This window comes from Paenarthrobacter sp. YJN-5, from assembly GCF_015040095.1.
In the GTDB taxonomy this organism is placed as follows: domain Bacteria; phylum Actinomycetota; class Actinomycetes; order Actinomycetales; family Micrococcaceae; genus Arthrobacter; species Arthrobacter ureafaciens.
Map to the genome: position 1 here is coordinate 2,960,461 of NZ_CP053544.1, position 19,586 is coordinate 2,980,046.

A 19,586-nucleotide genomic window follows, 5' to 3' on the forward strand; every position below is an offset into this window, starting at 1 on the left:
ACTCCAGCGTTTGCTTTAAAACCCGAACGTTTCGTTCTCTTCGAAGGGTCCCACGACGGTGATGGTCCGCGGCGCTGCGGCGAGCTCTTTGGCGAGTTCCTGGACTTCGTCCACCGTGACCGCCCGGATACGTTCCAGGGTCTCGTCGATATCCTGGAACTCTCCGGAAACCAGCTCGGCCCGGCCAAGACGGGACATCCGCGAACCGGTGTCCTCCAGGGCCAGGACGATGCCACCACTCAGTTGGCCCACTGCTTTGCGCAGTTCCTCCTCCGTGATGCCGTCGGCCGCGAGCTTGTCCAGCTCCACGCCCAGCAGTTCGAGGACCTGGCGGACCTTGGAGGGGGTGCAGCCTGCGTACATGCCGAAGTATCCGGCATCGGCGTAGGCCGCTGAAAAGGAATACGTCGAATAGACGAGCCCGCGCTTCTCCCGTATTTCCTGGAACAGCCTGGAGGACATCCCGCCGCCGAGGACGGCGTTGAGCACGCTCATGACGAAGCGGCGGTCATCGGTGGCCACGATCGTAGGGCAGCCCACGATGATGTTGGCCTGCTCCACCGGGCGCTTCACGACATGCAGGCCCGCTGCGCCGGTAATGACGGCACGATCGGTGGGACGGCGGTCGACGGGAGCTGCCGCGGGGTCAAGATTCCACCCCGCGGCCTGCAGCGCCTTCAGGACAAGATCGCACACGACGTCATGGTCCAAGCCTCCGGCCGCGGTAATCACCAGCTCCTCCGGACGGTAGTAGCGCTGGTAGTGCGCCCATACGGAGTCCCGGGCGACGGCTTTGATGGCATCGGGCGTACCCCCGATAGGGCGGGCCAGGGGGTGGCTCCCAAGAACTGCCGCCACGAATTTCTCGTGGGCGACGTCCGTTGGATCGTCGCTGTCCATCGCGATCTCTTCGAGGATGACGTCGCGCTCCTGCTCAAGTTCCGCGGGGTCGAGGACGGCGCCGGTGATCATGTCGGCAATGACGTCGATGGCCATGGGCAGGTCTGAGTCCAGCACGCGCGCGAAGTAGCAGGTGCTCTCCTTCGCGGTCGCCGCGTTGGACTCGCCACCCACCTCGTCGAACGCCGAGGCAATTTCCAGTGCGGTCCTGCGTTTGGTTCCCTTGAACAACAAGTGCTCCAGGAAGTGCGTTGAACCATGCTGGCCCTCGGCCTCGTCGCGCGAACCAACTGCGACCCAGAACCCGATGGTGGCAGAACGCTGGCCCGGCATTGCCTCGGTAAGCACCCGGACGCCGCCTGGCAGGACGGAACGCCTCACGACGGAGCCGCCTTCGGCTCCGTGAATCAGTTCGCCGCCGGGAAGTGTTTGCTCCAAGGGCAAGGGTACGACAGTCATTAAAACCTTTCAGATAAGCCGGAAGGGCCGGTGGACTTACGGCCCACCGGCCCTTTCAGGGTACTGCTTGCAGACTACTCTGCGGACTCTTCAGCGGTCTCCGCCGGTGCGTCGCCGGAAGCTGCTTCTTCCTCGGCCACAACCGGTGAGAGGGAGAGCTTGCCGCGGTCGTCGATCTTGGTGATCTCAACCTGGACCTTCTGGCCCACGGAAACAACATCATCAACGTTGTCCACACGCTTGCCGTTGGCCAGCTTGCGGAGTTCGGAGATGTGCAGGAGGCCGTCCTTGCCCGGGGTCAGGGAGACAAAAGCGCCGAACGTGGTGGTCTTCACCACGGTGCCCAGGTAGCGTTCGCCGACCTCGGGTACCTGCGGGTTGGCGATGGCGTTGATAGCCGAGCGTGCTGCGTCTGCAGACGGGCCGTTCGTCGCGCCGATGTAGACCGTGCCGTCGTCCTCGATGGAGATATCCGCGCCGGTGTCTTCCTGGATCTGGTTGATCATCTTGCCCTTGGGGCCGATGACTTCACCGATCTTGTCCACGGGGATCTTCACGGCGATGACGCGCGGTGCGAACTCGGAGAGCTCGTCCGGGGTGTCGATCGCGGCGTTGATGACCTCGAGGATGTGGAGGCGGGCTTCGCGGGCCTGCTTCAGGGCTGCTGCCAGGACCGATGCCGGGATACCGTCGAGCTTGGTGTCCAGCTGGATGGCCGTGACGAACTCGGAGGTACCGGCAACCTTGAAGTCCATGTCGCCGAAGGCGTCTTCGGCACCGAGGATATCGGTCAGGGCTGCGTAGCGGGTCTGGCCGTCAACCTGGTCCGAAACGAGGCCCATGGCAATGCCTGCCACGGGAGCCTTCAGCGGCACGCCGGCGTTCAGCATGGAGAGCGTCGAAGCACACACCGAGCCCATGGAGGTGGAACCGTTGGAGCCAAGGGCCTCGGATACCTGGCGGATGGCGTACGGGAATTCCTCGCGGCTGGGCAGGACCGGAACCAGGGCGCGCTCAGCGAGTGCACCGTGGCCGATTTCGCGGCGCTTCGGGGAACCCACGCGGCCGGTTTCACCGGTGGAGTACGGCGGGAAGTTGTAGTTGTGCATGTAGCGCTTGCGCGTCACCGGCGACAACGAATCGATCTGCTGTTCCATCTTCAGCATGTTCAGCGTGGTGACACCCATGATCTGGGTCTCGCCGCGCTCGAAGATGGCCGAACCGTGCACGCGGGGCAGAACCTCTACCTCGGCGGTCAGCTGGCGGATGTCCGTCAGGCCACGGCCGTCGATGCGGATCTGGTCCTTCAGGATGCGCTGGCGGACGACGTGCTTGGTGACCGAACGGAATGCTGCGGACAGTTCCTTCTCGCGGCCTTCGAATTCGCCGGCGAGCGAGCCCAGGACTTCGTCCTTGAGTTCGTCGGAGGCGTTGTCGCGTTCCTGCTTGTCCGCGATCTGGAAGACAGCGGCGAGCTTCTCGGCGGCGGCGGCCTCGACAGCGGCGTAAGCGTCGTCCTGGTAGTCAAGGAAGACGGGGAACTCAACGGTCGGCTTGGCAGCGCGGGCTGCCAGGTCTGCCTGCGCGTCGCACAGTGCCTTGATGAACGGCTTGGCAGCCTCAAGGCCCTCGGAGACAACCTCTTCGGTGGGGGCGGTAGCGCCCTGTTCCTTGATGAGGTCCCAGGAGTTGTCCGTGGCTTCTGCTTCGACCATCATGATGGCGACGTCGTCACCGGCGACGCGGCCGGCAACAACCATGTTGAAGACGGCGTTCTCAAGCTGGGAGTGCTTGGGGAAGGCCACCCACTGGGAACCCTGCTCGTCGGCGATGAGCGCAACGCGGACGCCGCCGATCGGACCGGAGAACGGCAGGCCGGACAGCTGCGTGGACATGGAAGAAGCGTTGATGGCAACGACGTCGTAGAGCTCGTCCGGGTTGATGGCCAGGACGGTGACGACGATCTGAACCTCGTTGCGGAGGCCCTTGACGAAGGCCGGGCGCAGCGGGCGGTCCATCAGGCGGCAGGCCAGGATGGCTTCCGTGGAAGGACGGCCTTCGCGGCGGAAGAACGAACCCGGGATGCGTCCGGCAGCGTACATGCGCTCTTCGACGTCAACGGTCAGCGGGAAGAAGTCGAAACCTTCGCGCGGCTGCTTGCCTGCGGTGGTTGCGGAGAGAAGCGCGGTGTCATCGTCGATGTACACCATCGACGCGCCGGCAGCCTGCTTGGCGAGGCGGCCGGTTTCGAAGCGGATAACGCGCTTGCCGAAGCGGCCGTTGTCGATTGTGGCTTCTGAGAACTGGATTTCGGGACCCTCCATGGGTCACCTCCGTTTCTGTTGGCGGAAGTCGCCGCACCAACCCAGGCCCCTTCTTTATTACTGGCCTGTACGACACCCGGTCATCGATCGAGATCCACGGGCTGCAGCGTCAAACGACGCCCCTCCCGGGAATCACTACCGAGGACCGCGAATGCGCGATGCGGTTGATTCCTGTTTTTAATTGTGGTGAAGAAAGCGGCCCGCTCCGCGAAGGACCGGGCCGCCAAGGCAGACTAGCGGCGCAGGCCGAGACGCTCGATGAGCGAACGGTAGCGGGCGATGTCGGTGTCCTTCAGGTAGGAAAGCATGCGCTTGCGGCGACCAACCAGGGCGAGGAGACCGCGCTGGGTGTGGAAGTCGTGCTTGTGCTGCTTCATGTGCTCAGTCAGATCCTTGATCCGCTGAGTCAGGACTGCAACCTGGACCTCGGGCGAACCGGTGTCGCCTTCAGAGGTTGCGTATTCCTTGATGATGGACTGCTTTACAGCGGCGTCAAGTGCCACGTGAACTCCTAGAGTTGTGCCGTGCTTCCCGCCCAACACTTCGCTGGCGGGTTGTCTTGGGTGCGTCGCCGCACACAAAAACAGGTCCAGCTGCCACGGACTGCGGCCGGAACCACTCATCAGTTTACCGGCAGGTCAGTGTTGTTGTCGAAAGCGCTAGCGGCGGGCGGTTTGATGCCTAGTGCGAAGTCAGCAACTCGTGCGCTTGGGCGACGTCGAGGTTCATTTGTTCCACCAGGGCTTCCGGCCCTTGGTAGGCCACCATGCCCCGCAGGCGCCGGGTGAATTCCACCGCCACCGTTTGCCCGTAAAGGTCGAAGTCCTCCACCGCTTCCCGGGGACGGTCTATCACGTGGGCCTCCACCTGGCGGCTCACCCCGTCGAACGTGGGGTTGGAACCGACGGAGATCGCTGCGGGCCACCGGGTCCCGGACTCATCGATCAGCCAGCCGGCGTAGATGCCGTCGGCAGGAACGTACCCGGTGGAATCATGGGACAGGTTCGCGGTAGGAAAACCGAGGTCGCGGCCCCGCGCGGCACCATGGACTACCTCGCCGCGCATTCGGTGCGGGCGCCCCAGGACCGCTGCGGCGGTGACGACGTCGCCTTGCGACAATGCTTCGCGCACCCACGTCGAGGAGCACCGGCGGTCCGCGTCGCCGTCGTGATGGAGGGGGAAGCCGCCGGCTCCGTACTCGTTGACCACCTGGACGCTAAACCCCAGTTTCTCCCCCAGCTCTTGCATGGTGCCGACGTCTCCGCCGTTACCTGCACCGAAGCGGAGGTCGTGGCCCACCACCACATGTTCGGCGTGAAGGCTTTCCACCAGCACGTCCCGCACGAATTCCAGCGGGGTCATGGCGGCGAGGTCCAAGGTGTACTTCATCACCAACACCGCATCCAAGCCGGTGGAGCCCAAAGCCTCAAGCTTGTCCTGCAGTCCCATGATCAGCTCGGGGGCAGACTCCGGACGGTGGACCTGCGCCGGGTGGGGATCGAACGTCACTGCCACTGCGGGGATGTTGTGCCGCCGGGCGGTCTGGGTGACTTGCGCGAGGACATGCTGATGACCGCGATGAACGCCGTCAAAGTTGCCGATGGTAACGACTGTTGGGCCGAAGTCGCGCGGGACCTCGGTGGGATCGTTCCAAATGTGGACCATCAACCTCGCCTTTTACTGCTGATTTTCGTTGCACCCGGCAACCATCCGGCGCCGGAACAATCTAAGGTTACCCGCAATACGCCTCAGGCCCGGGACGGAGAATCCGACGGCCTGCGCCGGTTCAGCCACAGCAGTCCCAGGATGGGCAGCACGAGCGGCACGAAGCCGTAGCCGCGTCCGAAGACCGACCACACGGTGTCATGCGGGAAGGCCACAGGATCGAACAGGCTCATCGCGCCCACTACCAGCACCCCGATAAGTTCAACGAGGACAGCGGCCAGCGAAACCTTGAACCAGGTCCGTCCCGGCTTGGCGAGCGATATGGTGGCCACGATGTACACGACGGCGGCAAACGCCGACAACAGGTGCGCCAACGGAGCTTCGGCAAACTTGGTCGCGATCTGGTAGCCCGCACGCGCTGTCGCCGAGAGGGCAAAGACCCCGTATACGGCAATCAACAACCGTCCGGGGCCGGTATTACGGGTGTCCTTCTGACCGGTTCCGGCGGTTTCGGACTCGACTCCAGTCACGATGTGTTCTTCCTTCATGTCAGTACCAGATCTGGTTCATGCGGGCAGCCATCACCAAAGCCGTGACGCCCACGGCGGCCAGGACAAAGTTGCTCCAGCGGGTGCGTTCCAGGATGGACCAGTACACAGCGCCTACGGGAACTATGAGGGCTGTTGCGAGGTAGCCCCAGAACTCCCAAGGCTCGCCCGCGATCTGCTCCCCCATGGCCACCCGCACGATGGAACCCACCAGGTAGACCAACAGGGCAAGCTCCACGGCGAGGACGGAGAAAATTGTGGCGTCGTTGGGCGCCTTTTTCATCAGGCCGGCCACAACACACATGATCGTGGAGATGAGGCCCACTATGAGGATGGAGTAAAAGTATCCGTCCATAGTCAGTTGTTGCTCTCCGTTCCCGCGTCAGTTGCAGCAGCCGGGGCCGCCGGGGCCGCCGCCCCGGTTCCCGGCGCGAAAACCAACACCGGCTTGGCAAAGGCTCCCGTGTCCGCCAGGAGGGCAACCAGTTCGCCCGACGGCGCGAAGGCCGCGGCGGGATTCTCCACCGTGGCAGCCTCCGGGGTCCCCGCGCCGGGTCCGGCGGCGATGCGGCGACCAAAGGAAATCTCCGTTGCCTCGTCTTCGCTCAGGTCGCGGTTGGGCATCAGCGACCGTGCCGCGGCGGACATCTCCAGAACCTCAAGGTCTTCGGCAAGCTGTTCCAGTGTCCGTGCCTGGTCGATCGTGTACGGGCCAACCTGGGTCCGCCGAAGCTTCGTCAGGTGGCCCCCGACCCCGAGCGCATTTCCCAGGTCCCGCGCCAAGGCCCGGATGTACGTGCCGGACGAGCATTCGACCGTGACATCGACGTCCACTACCCTGCCGCCGTCGATCCTTTCGATGCCGTGGACATCGAAGCGATGGATGGTCACCGGACGGGCAGCAAGCTTGACTTCCTCGCCCGAGCGGACGCGGGCGTAGGACCGTTCCCCGTTGACCTTAATGGCGCTGACGCTGCTGGGTACCTGCTGGATGGGGCCGGTCAGGGCCGAGACGCCGGCAGCGATGGCGGCATCGGTGACGTCGACGGCGGTCCGCGCCTCGGTAACGTCGCCCTCGGCGTCGTCGGTGATAGTGGTTTCGCCGAGTCGGATGGTGGCCGTGTAGGTCTTGGAGGTACCCACGATGTACGTCAGGAGCCGCGTGGCCTTATTGATGCCAAGGACAAGGACACCCGTGGCCATGGGATCGAGCGTGCCCGCGTGCCCCACTTTCCGGGTACCTGCCAGCCGCCGCATCCGGCCAACCACATCGTGGCTGGTCCATCCCTGCGGTTTGTCAACGATCACCAGTCCAGAAAGCACGCTTACCAGTATATCGGTGGCTAGGATGGCTCCCATGCCCCAGCTTGCCGAGCACGTCCGCGATGTCCCCGTCAACCAGATCCGCGAAATCACCGAGGCGGCCTGGACCACTCCCGGGGCGGTGGTCCTGAGCATCGGCGAACCCGGTTTCCCGCTGGCAAGGCATGTGGTCGAGGCGGGCATGGCGTGCCTGGATCGTGACGAAACCAACTACACACCCAACGCCGGGATCCCCGCCCTGCGGGAGGCGTTTGCCGCACGTTTCCGCGAAACGCAGCACGTAGCCGTGGGATCCGAGCGGGTCTACGTCGTGGACGGGGCGCAGCAGGGCCTGCACTTCGTGATGAGCATGCTGCTCTCCCCCGGCGATGAAATCCTGATCCCCAATCCCGGGTACCCCACCTTCGCCATGACCAGCAGCCTCCTCCACGCCGTGCCGGTCGAATACCCGCTCTACCCGGAGAACGACTTCCAGCCGCACATCACGGACATCGAAGCGCTCATCACCCCGCGAACCAAAGTCCTGATGCTCAACTCGCCGTCGAATCCGCTGGGCGCCGTCATCCAGGAAGACACCATGCGCCAGTTGGTTGACCTGGCTGTACGGCATGATCTCTGGATTATTTCCGATGAGTGCTACGAAGCGTTCACCTTCGACGTCCCGCATGTCAGTCCCGCACGCTTCGATAGCGATGTCCCGGGCCAGGCACGCGTTTTCACGTCGCTGACGTTGTCCAAGACGTACGGACTGACAGGCCTGCGCATCGGCGCCCTGGTGTGTCCCCCGGGCATGGAGAAGCTGATGAACAACGTGATGGAGTCGATCGTCTCCTGCGTGGCGTCGCCATCCCAATACGCGGCCCTCGCAGCGCTGACCGGGCCCCAGGACTATGTCGACACCGCCCGCGACCACTACCGGAGCAACCGTGATGCCGCCTCGGCCATCCTCACGGCGAAGGGCATACCGTTCCTGGGGGCGCAGGGAGCTTTCTATCTCTGGGCGGATGTCTCGCACGTCAGCGGCGGGGACGTCCGGGCGTGGACCCGCGCTTTCCTGGCCTCATCCGGCGTAGCTTTCGCCCCGGGCACAGCCTTCGGGTCGATCGGCGAAGGCTGGATCCGCATCGCGCTGTGCGGCAAGCAACAGGACCTGCTCGACGGCGTCGGACGGCTTCCCGCCAAGGCCTGAGGCGGGTGCCCGACGGCGGAGCGCAGCGGCGTCAGTAGTCGACCCGCCCCGCGTAGTTCCGCCACGCCTCGAACGGGGAATCCGACGCCGTCAGCGGGGTGTGCTCCACCGGCAGCAGCTCGGGACGGGTACCGGCAAAGTATTCATAAAAGAGGGCATCGTCAAAGCCCGCACGCGCCGCGCCGTGACGGTCCGCTGCGTAATAGACGTGCCCGATCCTCGCCCACAACGTCGCCGACAGGCACAGCGGACAGGGTTCGCAGCTTGCGTAGAGCACGGAACCGGTGAGGTCGAAATTCGCCGTATCAGCCGCCGCGCGACGGATGGCCACGACTTCGGCGTGCGCCGTGGGGTCGTTGTCAAGGGTCACGCGGTTGACGCCTTCATGAACGGCCCCGTCCGGAGTAACCACCACGGCACCGAAGGGGCCACCGCCGTCGGAGACGTTCCTGATCGCCAACCGGATGGCCTGTTCAAGGTACTCGTTGCGTTGTTCTTCGCTGTGCGCTGGCATGCCTCGATCCTAGCGAGTGCAGAGACGAAAAATGCCCCCGGGGTACAAGGTCCCCGGAGGCATTTTTCATTGAGACAGTCCTAGCGGTTGCCGTCTTCGTCCACGTCGTCATCGTCGGTGAGGTCAATGTCCTCTTCGTCGAAATCGTCTTCGTCAACGTCGTGCGCTGAATCGCTCTTGTACGGGTCCGCCTCGCCTGCGTGCTTGGCGCTGGCGCGCAATGCGGCAAGCTCGGCATCACGGCGCTTGGCTTCGCGCAGGAGCTCCTCGAGGTTCGAGGCGTTGACCGGGATCTGGTCGGCAACGAACTCGAGGGTAGGCGTCAGGCGCACGGTGATGTTGCGGCCGACTTCCTGGCGCAGTACGCCCTTGGCCTTCTCCAAGGCCTTTGCGGCATCGGACTGTGCAACCTCGTCGCCGAACACGGTGTAGTACACCGTGGCATGCTGCAGGTCGTTGGTGACGCGGGCGTCGGTGACGGTGACGGACTCGACGCGCGGATCCTTGACCCGACGCCCGAGGGCCTCGGCAACCACGACCTTAATCCGCTGTGCCAATTTGGCAGCGCGTGCCGGATCAGCCATGACTTCCTCCTGGAAAGTAGAAACGGGAACGGAACGGGTCCGCCGGGATAATCCCGGCGGACCCGCTCCAACGGAACCTTAGACGCGCGGCTTCTCGCGCATCTCGAAGGTCTCGATGATGTCGCCTTCGGCGATGTCGTTGTACGAGCCAAGACCGATACCACACTCGAAGTCGCTGCGGACTTCGGTGGCGTCGTCCTTGAACCGCTTGAGGGTCTCAACGGTGAGGTTGTCACCGATGACCTTGCCGTCACGGCTGACGCGTGCCTTGGCGTTACGGCGGATGATGCCCGTACGGACGATCGAGCCGGCGATGTTTCCGAACTTGGAAGAACGGAAGACTTCGCGAACCTCGGCGGTACCAAGCTGGACTTCCTCGTACTCCGGCTTGAGCATGCCCTTGAGGGCCATCTCGATGTCATCGATTGCTGCGTAGATGACGGAGTAGAAGCGCATGTCCACGCCTTCGCGGTCGGCCAGTTCGGCCACCCGCTCGGCAGGCTTGACGTTGAAGCCGATGATGATGGCGTTGTCCACCGTCGCCAGGTTGACGTCATTCTGCGTGATGGCACCCACACCGCGGTGGATGACGCGGAGCTGAACGTCGTCGTCGCCGACGTCGATCTTGAGCAAGGCATCTTCGAGGGCTTCCACGGCACCGGAAACGTCACCCTTGAGGATGAGGTTGAGGGTGTCGATCTTGCCTTCGGCAACAGCCTGGTCGAAGTCTTCGAGGCTGATGCGCTTGCGGCGCTTGGCCAGGGCGGCGTTGCGGTCCGCGGCTTCACGCTTCTCGGCGATCTGGCGGGCCGTACGCTCGTCCGGCGTCACCAGGAAGGTGTCACCTGCACGCGGCACGTTGGACAAACCGAGGACCTGGACCGGACGTGACGGCAGCGCAACGTCCAGCGCCTCGCCGTTCTCGTCGAACATGGCGCGGACGCGGCCGTGCGCGGTACCGGCGACGATCGTGTCTCCGACAGCCAGCGTTCCGGACTGCACCAGAACGGTGGCAACCGCACCGCGGCCCTTGTCCAGGTTCGCTTCGATGGCAATGCCTCGAGCGTCCTTGTCCGGGTTGGCACGCAGGTCCAAGGCGGCGTCGGCCGTCAGCAGGACAGCGTCGATCAGTTCGTCGATGTTCAGGTTCTGGCGTGCAGAGACCTCAACGAACATGGTGTCGCCACCGTATTCTTCGGGAACCAGGCCGTACTCGGTGAGCTGGCCCTTGACCTTGTCCGGGTTGGCGCCTTCCTTGTCGATCTTGTTCACGGCCACCACGATCGGCACACCGGCCGCCTGGGCGTGGTTGAGCGCTTCGACCGTCTGCGGCATGACGCCGTCATCGGCTGCGACAACCAGGATCGCGATGTCGGTGACCTTGGCACCACGGGCACGCATGGCCGTGAAGGCCTCGTGGCCCGGGGTATCAATGAACGTGATGTCGCGGGCAGTGCCCTCGTGGACGTGGCTGATCTGGTAAGCACCGATGTGCTGGGTGATGCCGCCGTGTTCGCCGGCCACAACATTGGAGTTGCGGATGGCGTCCAGAAGGCGGGTCTTACCGTGATCAACGTGGCCCATGACCGTAACAACGGGTGCACGCGGCTCAAGGACGTCGTCACCTTCGGCATCCAGTTCACCCTGGAGGTCGATGTCGAACGAGTCGAGAAGTTCGCGCTCCTCGTCTTCCGGAGAGACAACCTGCAGCTTGTAGCCGAGTTCCTCGCCGAGCAGGGCGAAGGTGTCTTCGTCCAAGGACTGCGTTGCCGTAGCCATCTCGCCGAGGTGGAACAGAACCGTCACCAGCGAGGCGGGGTTTGCATCAATCTTCTCTGCGAAGTCAGTGATGGAGGAACCACGACGCAAGCGGATGATCGTTTCGCCGTCGCCGCGGGGTACGGTGACGCCGCCCAGCGACGGAGCGCTCATCTGCTCCAGTTCCTGGCGCTTTGCGCGCTTCGACTTACGCTGCTTGCCACGGCCTGCGCCGCCCTTGCCAAACGCACCCTGGGTACCACCGCGACCGCGGCCACCCTTGCCGAAGCCACCGCCGGCGGGAGCTCCGCCACCGGTGCCACCACCGGGTCCGCCGCCGGGACGGCCCGGACCACCCGGACGACCCGGACCACCCGGGCGACCCCCGGTGGGAGCCGGACGCTCAGTGCGGTTGGGCATCATGCCCGGAGTAGGACGGTTTCCGCCAGGGCCGCCGCCGGGGCGGGGAGCACCGGGACGGGGAGCGCCGGGGCGCGGAGCACCCGGACGCGGACCGCCTGAGCCTGCAGCGGGACGGGGACCACCGGAACCGGCTGCCGGACGGGGACCGCCGGCGCCTGCTGCGGGACGGGGACCGCCGGAACGCTCACCGTCAGTGCGGCCACCCGGACGGGGCATGCCCTGGGACGTTGCAAAGGGGTTGTTGCCCGGACGCGGCGGACGTTCACCATCGCCACCACGGCCGCGGGGCATGCCCTGGGACGTAGCGAAGGGGTTGTTGCCCGGACGCGGACCGCCCGGACGGGGCGCCTGTCCACCCGGACGGGCAGAGGACGAGTCCGACTTGGGAGCAGGCCGGGCACCGGGCTTTGCCGCAGACGGAGCGGATGCAGCCGGAGTGGATGCTGCCGGAGCCGCGGGCGCCGCCGGAGCAGGCGTGGAGGCAGCCGGAGCTGCCGGAGCCGGAGCAGCCGGAGCCTTCGGTGCTGCAGGTCCCGGAGTCGGCGCAGCCGGACGGGATGCTGCCGGTGTTGAGGGACGTGCTGCAGGTGCAGCTGAGGGGGCGGCGGACTTTGCAGCGCCGGCACCCGGGAAAGCGTCGCGAAGCTTCTTCACGACGGGGGCCTCAATGGTGGAAGAGGCGGAGCGAACGAATTCGCCCAATTCCTGCAGTTTGGTTACTGCATCTTTGGAAGTAATACCGAGCTCTTTGGCGAGCTCATGTACGCGGACCTTGGCCACATTTCTCCTGTCTCGGTCCGCACCGAGCCAGGCACGAACCGTCTACTTCTTACTGCGGGCCCTTACCGCTTCCACGGCGGACAGGCCCATTGCAGAGCGCAACAAAGTTGTCATCGTTACGCACTCATCGCTGGGAACTCATCGGGTTTCCATCAGATTTCTGACCCGCTTTCAGGTTTGGACGGTTTTCCCGCGGAGGCCGGGGCCTCCGCAAGTGGCATACCCGGCATGAAATAGCGTTCGACGGCGGTCGTTTCGGCAGCGCCCGCAAGGGCCCTTCCGAAAGCGCGCCGCTTGATCGCCAATGCCAGGCACTTTTCGTCGGGGTGCAGCCACGCACCCCTGCCGGCCATCCGGCGTCGTTCATCCACTACGACAACGGACGAACCGTTGCCTTGGGCGACCAGCCGGAGGAGCTCGGACCGGGAGCCTTGCTTCCGGCATCCAATGCAGGTGCGGACAGGGCCAGGGCCATGTCCGGGCAGTTCAGCCACTATGTGTCCCAACCTGCCTTACGCACCTCTACGAACGGATACCGGACGTAAGCCCGGTTCCATCTATTCTAGCCCCCTGCTCCTGACAGCCGAAACCGGAGCCCCCGCCGGGTATGGCGGGGGCTCACGGCACAGGCCTTATTCAGTCAGTTTTAGTGCCGGCGGCGTCGGACACGATGTCGATCCGCCAGCCGGTCAGCTTGGCGGCGAGCCGCGCATTCTGGCCCTCCTTGCCGATGGCCAGTGACAGCTGGTAGTCCGGCACAACCACACGTGCCGAACGCGTGGCCTCATCAGTGATGGTGACCGAACTCACCCTCGACGGCGACAACGAGTTCGCGATGAACGTTGCGGGATCCTCGCTGTAGTCGACGATGTCGATTTTTTCGTCGTTCAGCTCGGTCATGACCGCGCGGACACGGGAGCCCATCTCGCCGATGCATGCACCCTTGGCGTTGACGCCGGGGGCGTTGGCCTTGACTGCAATCTTGGTCCGGTGCCCGGCTTCGCGGGCGAGTGCCACGATCTCCACGGAACGGTCAGCAATCTCCGGAACTTCCATTTCGAAGAGCTTGCGGACCAATCCTGGGTGCGAGCGGGACAGGGTGATGGACGGACCCTTGGCGCCGCGGTGCACATCGACGACGAAGGCACGCAAGCGGCTTCCGTGCAGGTACTTCTCCCCCGGAACCTGTTCGGGCGGCGGCAGCAAAGCCTCCACCGTGCCCAGGTTGACCTGGATCATGTGCGGGTTGTTGCCCTGCTGGATCATGCCGGCCACGAGCTCGCCCTCACGGCCCTTGAACTCACCCAGGACGTTGTCGTCCTCGACGTCGCGAAGGCGCTGGAGGATGATCTGGCGTGCGGTGCTGGCCGCAATGCGGCCGAACCCGGCAGGGGTGTCCTCGAACTCGCCAACGGCCTCGCCGTCGTCGTCGATTTCGGTTGCCCAGATGGTCACGTGCCCGCTCTTGCGGTCAAGCTCTGCGCGGGCCCGCTCGAAGGCGCCGGGCGTCTTGTGGTAGGCCACCAGGAGCGCCTGCTCGATGGTGGGGATCAGGAGGTCCAGCGGGATTTCACGCTCACGCTCCAGAAGTCTCAGTGCGCTCATGTCAATATCCATTAGGCCTCCTCGGAAGGTCCATTGTGTTCGTCTGCCAGCCCGGCCTCCTGGAGGTGGCTGAATTCAATCTCGACTTTTCCTTGGCGGATCCTGTCGAAAGGAATAGTGATGGGGTCACCCTGCTTGGGCTTCATGCCCTTCTTGACCTCGTGCTCGGGGATAAGGGTCACACCCGAATCATCCACGGATGCGATGCGCCCGAGGATGTTTTCTCCCTGGATGACGTTGACCTTGACCATGCGGCCACGTGCGCGGTGCCAATGCCGCGGTTCGGTCAACGGGCGTCCGACGCCGGGCGAGGACACCTCGAGGTCATAGGGACGGCCGTCGTCGTGGGGATCGTTGTCAAGGATATCGGACAGGCCACGGGACACATCGGCGATCGCGTCAAGGCTGACGCCGCCGGTCTCCTCCTGGGGCAGGTCCACCACCACATGAACGGTCCGGTGCGAACCGGCGACATGGATGGAGACGTCCTCAAGGTAGAGCCTGTTGGCCAGGACAGCCGGCTCCAGCAGGGCCTTGAGCCTGCTTTCTTCCGGGTTGTGGACGGTGGCCGATGAGTCCGTGCCAGCACGGTCTGTTGAAGTAGTGGCTTCCGAGTCACTCACGCTGCCCGCCGCCTCCCGATAGATGTTGTTGTGACTACTAGCCTAACGATTTTCGCGGCAACATGGTGCACCGGCTTCACCCGCCGCATGACACCATGGTGATTTGTGAACAAGCTGATGAGCCCAAAAAAGACGCCGCGTCATTGGCCGCGCATCGTGCTCGTTGGCTTGGTTGCGCTGCTGGTGGCCGCTACCGGAATGGTCATCCTTCCGCGGGATTCCGGGGATCCTGAGCCGGTTCCGTTCTCTGAAAGTGCACGCGCGGCCGCCTACGAAGACGCGGTAGCCCTGCGGGAATCCGCCGGCAGGCTGGTGGACGCGCAAGGAAGCAACGCTGCGGATACCGCGCTGGCGGACGCTGTGACATTGCTGACAACCCATGCACGGGCCCTGCTGAAGGCCGGGGACCGTCCACCCGTGGAGTCCCCGACACGGGCCGGCGTTACGGACCAGGACACCCCGGCTGACGTGGTTACCCGCCTTTCCGCCAGCGGAGGACAGCGTCTCCGCGATGCAGAGATGGCCGACGGCGGGACGTCCCGGCTGCTGGCCGCCGTCGGAACCGCCCAGGTCCTGGAAGCCGAAAGAATCGCAGCCCGGCTCAAGCTGCCCGCCCCCGCTCCTGCAGGACCCGCTGGTTCTCCAGGGCCCGCTGGTTCTCCAGGACCCGCTGCTTCGGACTCCGGCGGACAGGACGCGGCCTGCGCATCGGCCAGCCCTGCGACGGATCCGGACGCTGCGACCACGGCTTCGGCCTTGGCTGCTGCCGTGCGGTTGGAACACGAATCGGTCTACGTCTATCAGGTAGCACTGAAGCGCCTCCCGGAGGCGGAGGCAAGCGAAGCCGCGAAGTCGTTGGCGGCACATCAGCAGCTGCTCAAGGAAGCCGAGCTGCTGACGCGTGCCAACTGCGCGGATGTTCCCCGGCGCGAGGCAGGCTACCGCCTCGGCGAGCACTTCACGGAGGACCCTGCCGCCGCCCTGGGCACGATGGAAATCGGCTCCCTGCCGGCGTTTGGTGACCTGATCGCCCTCTCCGACGGACGGACCCGGGCGTGGGCCGCCGAAGCCCTGATGGCAGCCACACGGCGCGCCCTGGCCTGGGGTGCTGCGTGGCCCGCGCTCCCGGGCTTGGCGGTGGACGTCGAGGACCTGCCTGCCCTGCCGACGCCTGCTCCCACCGCGGCGGGCAATTAGCGGGGCGTGTCCCGGCCAGGAACAGCAACAACCCGGGTGCGGGAGCTAGGCTGAGGACGTGGGACCACACGCTGCGATTCCGATCCCGGGCGAGCTGCACGCCCGGTACAACCGCGACTCCGCCGGGCGGGATTGGCTGGCAAGCCTCCCCGGGCTCATCCGGGGCGCAGTGGACCGCTGGGACCTCCAGGTGGACCTCGGAGCAGGGAACCAACCATGGAACGGCCACGGGGCCGTAGTTATCCCGGTTCTCCGCAACAACAAGCCGGCAGCCCTGAAGATCGCCTACCCCCACGACGAAGCCCTTGCCGAGCCCCTCGCCCTGGCACTCTGGAACGGAAACGGCGCGGTGCGGCTCCTCGAGGTGGACAGCCGGAACTGTTCAATGCTGCTGGACCGCTTGGACGCATCGGCGTCGCTGCAGGATGTACCGGTGGACCAGGCGCGCGAGGTCTGGGCCGACGTCGTCCGTCGATTGTCGATCACCCCGGACGACAGGCCGGAATGGATGGCCATGGATCACATTGCAGCGACTGCCGAGCGATGGAGTGATGAGCTCCCGCAGGACTGGGCACTCCTGGGCATGCCCTTCCCCCGCTGGCTGCTGGAAGCGGCACTGGAGGTCTGCCAGACCCGCGGCGCAGTGGGCCGCCGCTCAGGCAAGGACGTCCTGGTCCACACTGACCTTCATTTCATGAACATTCTGGCCACAGAGGACGGAAAGGGCTACCTGGCCCTCGATCCCCAACCGCAGATCGGCGAGGCCGAGTTTGCCGTGGCACCTGTTCTGTGGAACCGGATCCCGGACCTGCCGCCCGCAGACCCGGAGACGGGATTACGTGAGCGGTGCCTGGAGTTCAGCATCGCCGCCGGACTCGATCCCGAGGCCGCCCGGCAGTGGAGCATCGCCCGCGAGGTCCAAAACGCCCTGTGGTATGCCCAAAAACACGGCCACAGCGGCGACGTGGCGCGTTCCCTGTGGGTGGCCAGCACGCTGGCAGGCAAGACCCTGGACGGCCTCCCCCGCGCCCACGAGCTTCCGGTTCCGGGAGCGGCCCGGAGCTAGGCGAAGTTCTCGTTCCACACGTCAATGCCAAGCTTGATGACCAGCGCGGCGACCACCACCAGGAAGACCAGCCTGACAAAACGGCTCCCCCTGGCCACGGCCGTGCGGGCTCCGAGGTAGCCGCCGGCCATGTTGGCGAACCCCAGGACGAGGCCCACGCCCCACAGCAAGGAACCGTGCGGGAGGAAGAAGAGCAAAGCGCCGGCGTTCGTGGCCATGTTGACGATCTTCGCCTTGGCACTGGCCTCCAGGAACGCATAGCCGAGCGCGGACACCAAGGCGATGACCAGGAACGATCCCGTCCCGGGTCCGATCAGGCCGTCATAGAAACCGATGACGCCGCCAATCAGGCAGGCAATGACGTAATGCCTGTGTCCGTCGTGGCGTAACGCCGTCAACTCACCTGCGTTCGGGCGCACGGCAGTAAAAACGGCGACGGCGATGAGCGCCAGCACAATGATGGGCTTGAAGACGCTGGCCGGCAGCGACGCGGCAAGGACCGCCCCGCCGAAGCTGCCGGCGAGGGCGATGACTGCCATGGGAACGGCCGTCTTGAGGTCAGGACCAACCCGCCGGTAATACGTGGCCGCGCTGGTGGCAGTACCAAAGATGGACCCCATCTTGTTGGTGGCCAGCGCCTGGACAGGGGTGATCCCCGGTACCAGGAGCAGTGCGGGCAACTGGATCAGTCCGCCGCCGCCCACCACTGCGTCAACCCAGCCGGCTGCGAATCCAGCCACCACAATCAAGATGAGCGTGGTGAGCTGGATTCCTTCGAAGCCGGAGATCAACGGCTGCGGACAGCGTTGACCACGTAATCGACGGCCTTGTCCACCGGGACATTTTCAGCCTCGCCGCTGCGGCGGTCCTTGACCTCTACCACGCCGTCAACCAGGCCGCGGCCGACAGCGAGGATGGTGGGAACGCCCAGGAGCTCCGCGTCCCCGAACTTCACGCCCGGAGAGACCTTGGGACGGTCGTCGAAGATGACGTCCAGGCCCGCGTCCTGCAGCTCCGCGGACAGCTTTCCGGCAGCCTCGAAGATCTCGTCACCGCGGCCTACAGCCACAACGTGGACGTCGGCCGGAGCAACCGAGCGCGGCCACACCAGGCCACGGTCGTCATGGTTGGCCTCGGCGAGGGCAGCCACGGCACGCGTGACGCCTACACCGTAGGAGCCCATGGTGACCACCACCTGCTTGCCGTTCTGGTCCAGTACCTTCAGGTCCAGGGCTTCGGCGTACTTGCGGCCGAGCTGGAAGATGTGGCCCATCTCGATGCCGCGGGCAGTTTCCAAGGGACCGGAGCCGTCCGGAGCGGGATCTCCCGCGCGGACCTCCGTGCTTTCGATGACGCCGTCCCACGTGAAGTCGCGGCCGGCTACGAGTCCAAAGACGTGCTTGCCGTCCAGGTTGGCGCCGGTGATCCAGGTGGTACCGGCGACGACGCGCGGGTCCACCAGGTAGAGGAGCTTGGAGGAACCCTCGAGCCCCAGGACAGCTTCATCAAGGGAAAGGCCCGGGCCAATGTAGCCCTTGACCAGCCACGGCAGCTTCTTGAGGTCTTCCTCGTTGGCAGCTTCGAGTCCCACCTCTCCGCCGATGGGCAGGAAGGCGCCGATATTGGCTTCAACGCGCTTGAGGTCAACCGCGCGGTCGCCCGGGACGCCGATGACTACGATCTGGCGCTCACCCGTGGGCAGGGTGACGGCAAGGACGACGTTCTTGAGCGTGTCGGCGGCAGTCCAGGCGCCGCCGTCGGACCCGCTGCGGGGAGCGAGCTGGTTGGCAGCGTCCACCAGGGTTTCGATGGTGGGCGTATTCGGGGTGTCCAGCACCTCGGCAGCCGGGGCGTTGGTGAAGTCGATCTCCGCCGGGACCACGGTGGTGACTGCTTCGACGTTGGCAGCGTACCCGCCGGCCGACCGGACGAAGGTGTCCTCGCCGATCTCCGTGGGGAAGAGGAATTCTTCGCTCTTGGAGCCGCCCATGGCGCCGGCGGTGGCCGCTACCGGAACAACTTCCAGGCCCAGGCGCTCGAAGATCTTGAGGTAGGCGGCTCGGTGGGCGGCGTAGCTGGCGTCCAGGCCGGCGTCGTCAACGTCGAAGGAGTAGGAGTCCTTCATGATGAACTCGCGCCCGCGCAGCAGGCCGGCCCGCGGACGTGCCTCGTCCCGGTACTTGTTCTGGATCTGGTAGAGGCTCAGCGGCAGGTCCTTGTAGGACGAGTACAGGTCCTTGACCAGCAACGTGAACATCTCTTCGTGCGTCGGCGCAAGCAGGTAGTCCGCACCCTTGCGGTCCTGGAGGCGGAAGAGGCCTTCGCCGTACTCGGTCCAGCGGTTGGTGGCCTCGTAGGGTTCCCGGGGCAGGAGGGCAGGGAAATGCACTTCCTGGGCGCCGATGGCGGCCATTTCCTGGCGGATGATCTCTTCCACCTTGCGCAGCACGCTCAACCCCAGCGGCAGCCAGGTGTAGATGCCGGGAGCAGCCCGTCGAATGTAGCCGGCGCGGACCAAAAGCTTGTGGCTGGCCACCTCGGCGTCGACGGGATCTTCGCGCAAAGTGCGCAGGAACAACTGGGAGAGGCGAAGGACCACGGGTACTTATCCGTTTCTATGGCAGCAGG

The 19,586-nt window shown here is 65.1% G+C and carries 19 protein-coding genes; 4 read left to right on the forward strand and 15 right to left on the reverse strand.

Translation table 11 applies throughout. The features are described 5' to 3' along the window. Window positions 1-15 precede the first annotated feature (15 nt). The 7 genes from HMI59_RS13980 to truB form a co-directional block, all read right to left on the reverse strand. Window positions 16-1,359: a pitrilysin family protein gene (locus tag HMI59_RS13980; RefSeq protein ID WP_166183987.1), complete on the reverse strand. Its 1,344-nt coding sequence runs from the start codon at window positions 1,357-1,359 to the stop codon at window positions 16-18. Between the two features lie 74 nt (window positions 1,360-1,433). Next, window positions 1,434-3,683 carry a polyribonucleotide nucleotidyltransferase gene (locus tag HMI59_RS13985; RefSeq protein WP_021472635.1) on the reverse strand — a complete coding sequence of 750 codons (2,250 nt, stop codon included), beginning with the start codon at window positions 3,681-3,683 and terminating at the stop codon, window positions 1,434-1,436. Window positions 3,684-3,916: 233 nt separating this feature from the next. Further along, window positions 3,917-4,186, reverse strand: coding sequence for a 30S ribosomal protein S15 (gene rpsO, locus HMI59_RS13990; protein ID WP_021472634.1), 270 nt, complete (start codon window positions 4,184-4,186; stop codon window positions 3,917-3,919). A gap of 178 nt (window positions 4,187-4,364) precedes the next feature. Then, window positions 4,365-5,348, reverse strand: coding sequence for a bifunctional riboflavin kinase/FAD synthetase (locus tag HMI59_RS13995; protein ID WP_193591633.1), 984 nt, complete (start codon window positions 5,346-5,348; stop codon window positions 4,365-4,367). 83 nt (window positions 5,349-5,431) lie between these two features. Continuing rightward, a complete protein-coding gene (locus HMI59_RS14000; protein ID WP_193591634.1) occupies window positions 5,432-5,896 on the reverse strand; it encodes a hypothetical protein in 465 nt (154 codons plus the stop codon). Between the two features lies 1 nt (window position 5,897). Continuing rightward, window positions 5,898-6,251 carry a hypothetical protein gene (locus HMI59_RS14005; protein WP_021472631.1) on the reverse strand — a complete coding sequence of 118 codons (354 nt, stop codon included), beginning with the start codon at window positions 6,249-6,251 and terminating at the stop codon, window positions 5,898-5,900. Window positions 6,252-6,253: 2 nt separating this feature from the next. Then, on the reverse strand, window positions 6,254-7,219 hold the full coding sequence (truB, locus tag HMI59_RS14010) for a tRNA pseudouridine(55) synthase TruB (RefSeq protein WP_193591635.1): 966 nt from the start codon (window positions 7,217-7,219) through the stop codon (window positions 6,254-6,256). A 34-nt stretch (window positions 7,220-7,253) separates the two neighbouring features. Between truB and HMI59_RS14015 the strand changes: the two genes are divergently transcribed. After that, window positions 7,254-8,408: a pyridoxal phosphate-dependent aminotransferase gene (locus HMI59_RS14015; RefSeq protein ID WP_193591636.1), complete on the forward strand. Its 1,155-nt coding sequence runs from the start codon at window positions 7,254-7,256 to the stop codon at window positions 8,406-8,408. Between the two features lie 31 nt (window positions 8,409-8,439). Here the strand turns inward: HMI59_RS14015 and HMI59_RS14020 are convergent, their stop codons facing one another. The 4 genes from HMI59_RS14020 to HMI59_RS14035 all read right to left on the reverse strand — a co-directional run bounded on the left by HMI59_RS14020 (window position 8,440) and on the right by HMI59_RS14035 (window position 12,874). After that, window positions 8,440-8,922: a nucleoside deaminase gene (locus HMI59_RS14020; protein WP_193591637.1), complete on the reverse strand. Its 483-nt coding sequence runs from the start codon at window positions 8,920-8,922 to the stop codon at window positions 8,440-8,442. Window positions 8,923-9,002: 80 nt separating this feature from the next. Next, a complete protein-coding gene (gene rbfA / locus HMI59_RS14025; protein WP_021472627.1) occupies window positions 9,003-9,506 on the reverse strand; it encodes a 30S ribosome-binding factor RbfA in 504 nt (167 codons plus the stop codon). Window positions 9,507-9,584: 78 nt separating this feature from the next. Further along, window positions 9,585-12,467 carry a translation initiation factor IF-2 gene (gene infB / locus HMI59_RS14030; RefSeq protein ID WP_021472626.1) on the reverse strand — a complete coding sequence of 961 codons (2,883 nt, stop codon included), beginning with the start codon at window positions 12,465-12,467 and terminating at the stop codon, window positions 9,585-9,587. Between the two features lie 152 nt (window positions 12,468-12,619). Beyond that, window positions 12,620-12,874 carry a YlxR family protein gene (locus HMI59_RS14035; RefSeq protein WP_370583585.1) on the reverse strand — a complete coding sequence of 85 codons (255 nt, stop codon included), beginning with the start codon at window positions 12,872-12,874 and terminating at the stop codon, window positions 12,620-12,622. On the opposite strand from HMI59_RS14035, the gene HMI59_RS26085 reads away from it, so the two are divergent. Beyond that, entirely contained in the window at window positions 12,794-13,012 is a 219-nt protein-coding gene (locus HMI59_RS26085) for a hypothetical protein (RefSeq protein WP_370583593.1), read from the forward strand. The genes HMI59_RS14035 and HMI59_RS26085 overlap by 81 nt on opposite strands. Before the next feature lie 91 nt (window positions 13,013-13,103). Here the strand turns inward: HMI59_RS26085 and nusA are convergent, their stop codons facing one another. Together nusA and rimP are read right to left on the reverse strand one after the other, a co-directional pair. Further along, a complete protein-coding gene (gene nusA, locus HMI59_RS14040; protein WP_062095972.1) occupies window positions 13,104-14,084 on the reverse strand; it encodes a transcription termination factor NusA in 981 nt (326 codons plus the stop codon). After that, window positions 14,084-14,695, reverse strand: coding sequence for a ribosome maturation factor RimP (rimP, locus tag HMI59_RS14045; protein ID WP_062095970.1), 612 nt, complete (start codon window positions 14,693-14,695; stop codon window positions 14,084-14,086). Before rimP ends, nusA begins: the two co-directional genes overlap by 1 nt. A 117-nt stretch (window positions 14,696-14,812) precedes the next feature. On the opposite strand from rimP, the gene HMI59_RS14050 reads away from it, so the two are divergent. After that, window positions 14,813-15,892, forward strand: coding sequence for a DUF4439 domain-containing protein (locus HMI59_RS14050; RefSeq protein ID WP_227471394.1), 1,080 nt, complete (start codon window positions 14,813-14,815; stop codon window positions 15,890-15,892). 58 nt (window positions 15,893-15,950) lie between these two features. Continuing rightward, window positions 15,951-16,958 (forward strand): aminoglycoside phosphotransferase family protein, encoded by a 1,008-nt coding sequence (locus HMI59_RS14055; protein WP_166183971.1) that lies wholly within the window; start codon window positions 15,951-15,953, stop codon window positions 16,956-16,958. Here HMI59_RS14055 and HMI59_RS14060 read toward each other — a convergent pair. Both HMI59_RS14060 and HMI59_RS14065 read right to left on the reverse strand, forming a co-directional pair. Further along, window positions 16,955-17,749, reverse strand: a complete 795-nt coding sequence (locus tag HMI59_RS14060) for a TSUP family transporter (RefSeq protein WP_166183969.1) — start codon at window positions 17,747-17,749, stop codon at window positions 16,955-16,957. The two genes, HMI59_RS14055 and HMI59_RS14060, sit on opposite strands and share 4 nt — an antisense overlap. Beyond that, a complete protein-coding gene (locus HMI59_RS14065) occupies window positions 17,746-19,557 on the reverse strand; it encodes a proline--tRNA ligase (protein ID WP_193591638.1) in 1,812 nt (603 codons plus the stop codon). Before HMI59_RS14065 ends, HMI59_RS14060 begins: the two co-directional genes overlap by 4 nt. Window positions 19,558-19,586: the final 29 nt, after the last annotated feature.

Bases quoted from the DNA above. Each gene is read 5' to 3' on its own strand.
- nusA (WP_062095972.1), bottom strand. From the start codon at position 14,084: ATGGATATTGACATGAGCGCACTGAGACTTCTGGAGCGTGAGCGTGAA.
- HMI59_RS14005 (WP_021472631.1), bottom strand. From the start codon at position 6,251: ATGGACGGATACTTTTACTCCATCCTCATAGTGGGCCTCATCTCCACG.
- HMI59_RS14000 (WP_193591634.1), bottom strand. From the start codon at position 5,896: ATGAAGGAAGAACACATCGTGACTGGAGTCGAGTCCGAAACCGCCGGA.
- HMI59_RS13980 (WP_166183987.1), bottom strand. From the start codon at position 1,359: ATGACTGTCGTACCCTTGCCCTTGGAGCAAACACTTCCCGGCGGCGAA.
- HMI59_RS14015 (WP_193591636.1), top strand. From the start codon at position 7,254: ATGCCCCAGCTTGCCGAGCACGTCCGCGATGTCCCCGTCAACCAGATC.
- HMI59_RS14020 (WP_193591637.1), bottom strand. From the start codon at position 8,922: ATGCCAGCGCACAGCGAAGAACAACGCAACGAGTACCTTGAACAGGCC.
- HMI59_RS13985 (WP_021472635.1), bottom strand. From the start codon at position 3,683: ATGGAGGGTCCCGAAATCCAGTTCTCAGAAGCCACAATCGACAACGGC.
- HMI59_RS13995 (WP_193591633.1), bottom strand. From the start codon at position 5,348: ATGGTCCACATTTGGAACGATCCCACCGAGGTCCCGCGCGACTTCGGC.
- rbfA (WP_021472627.1), bottom strand. From the start codon at position 9,506: ATGGCTGATCCGGCACGCGCTGCCAAATTGGCACAGCGGATTAAGGTC.
- HMI59_RS14050 (WP_227471394.1), top strand. From the start codon at position 14,813: ATGAGCCCAAAAAAGACGCCGCGTCATTGGCCGCGCATCGTGCTCGTT.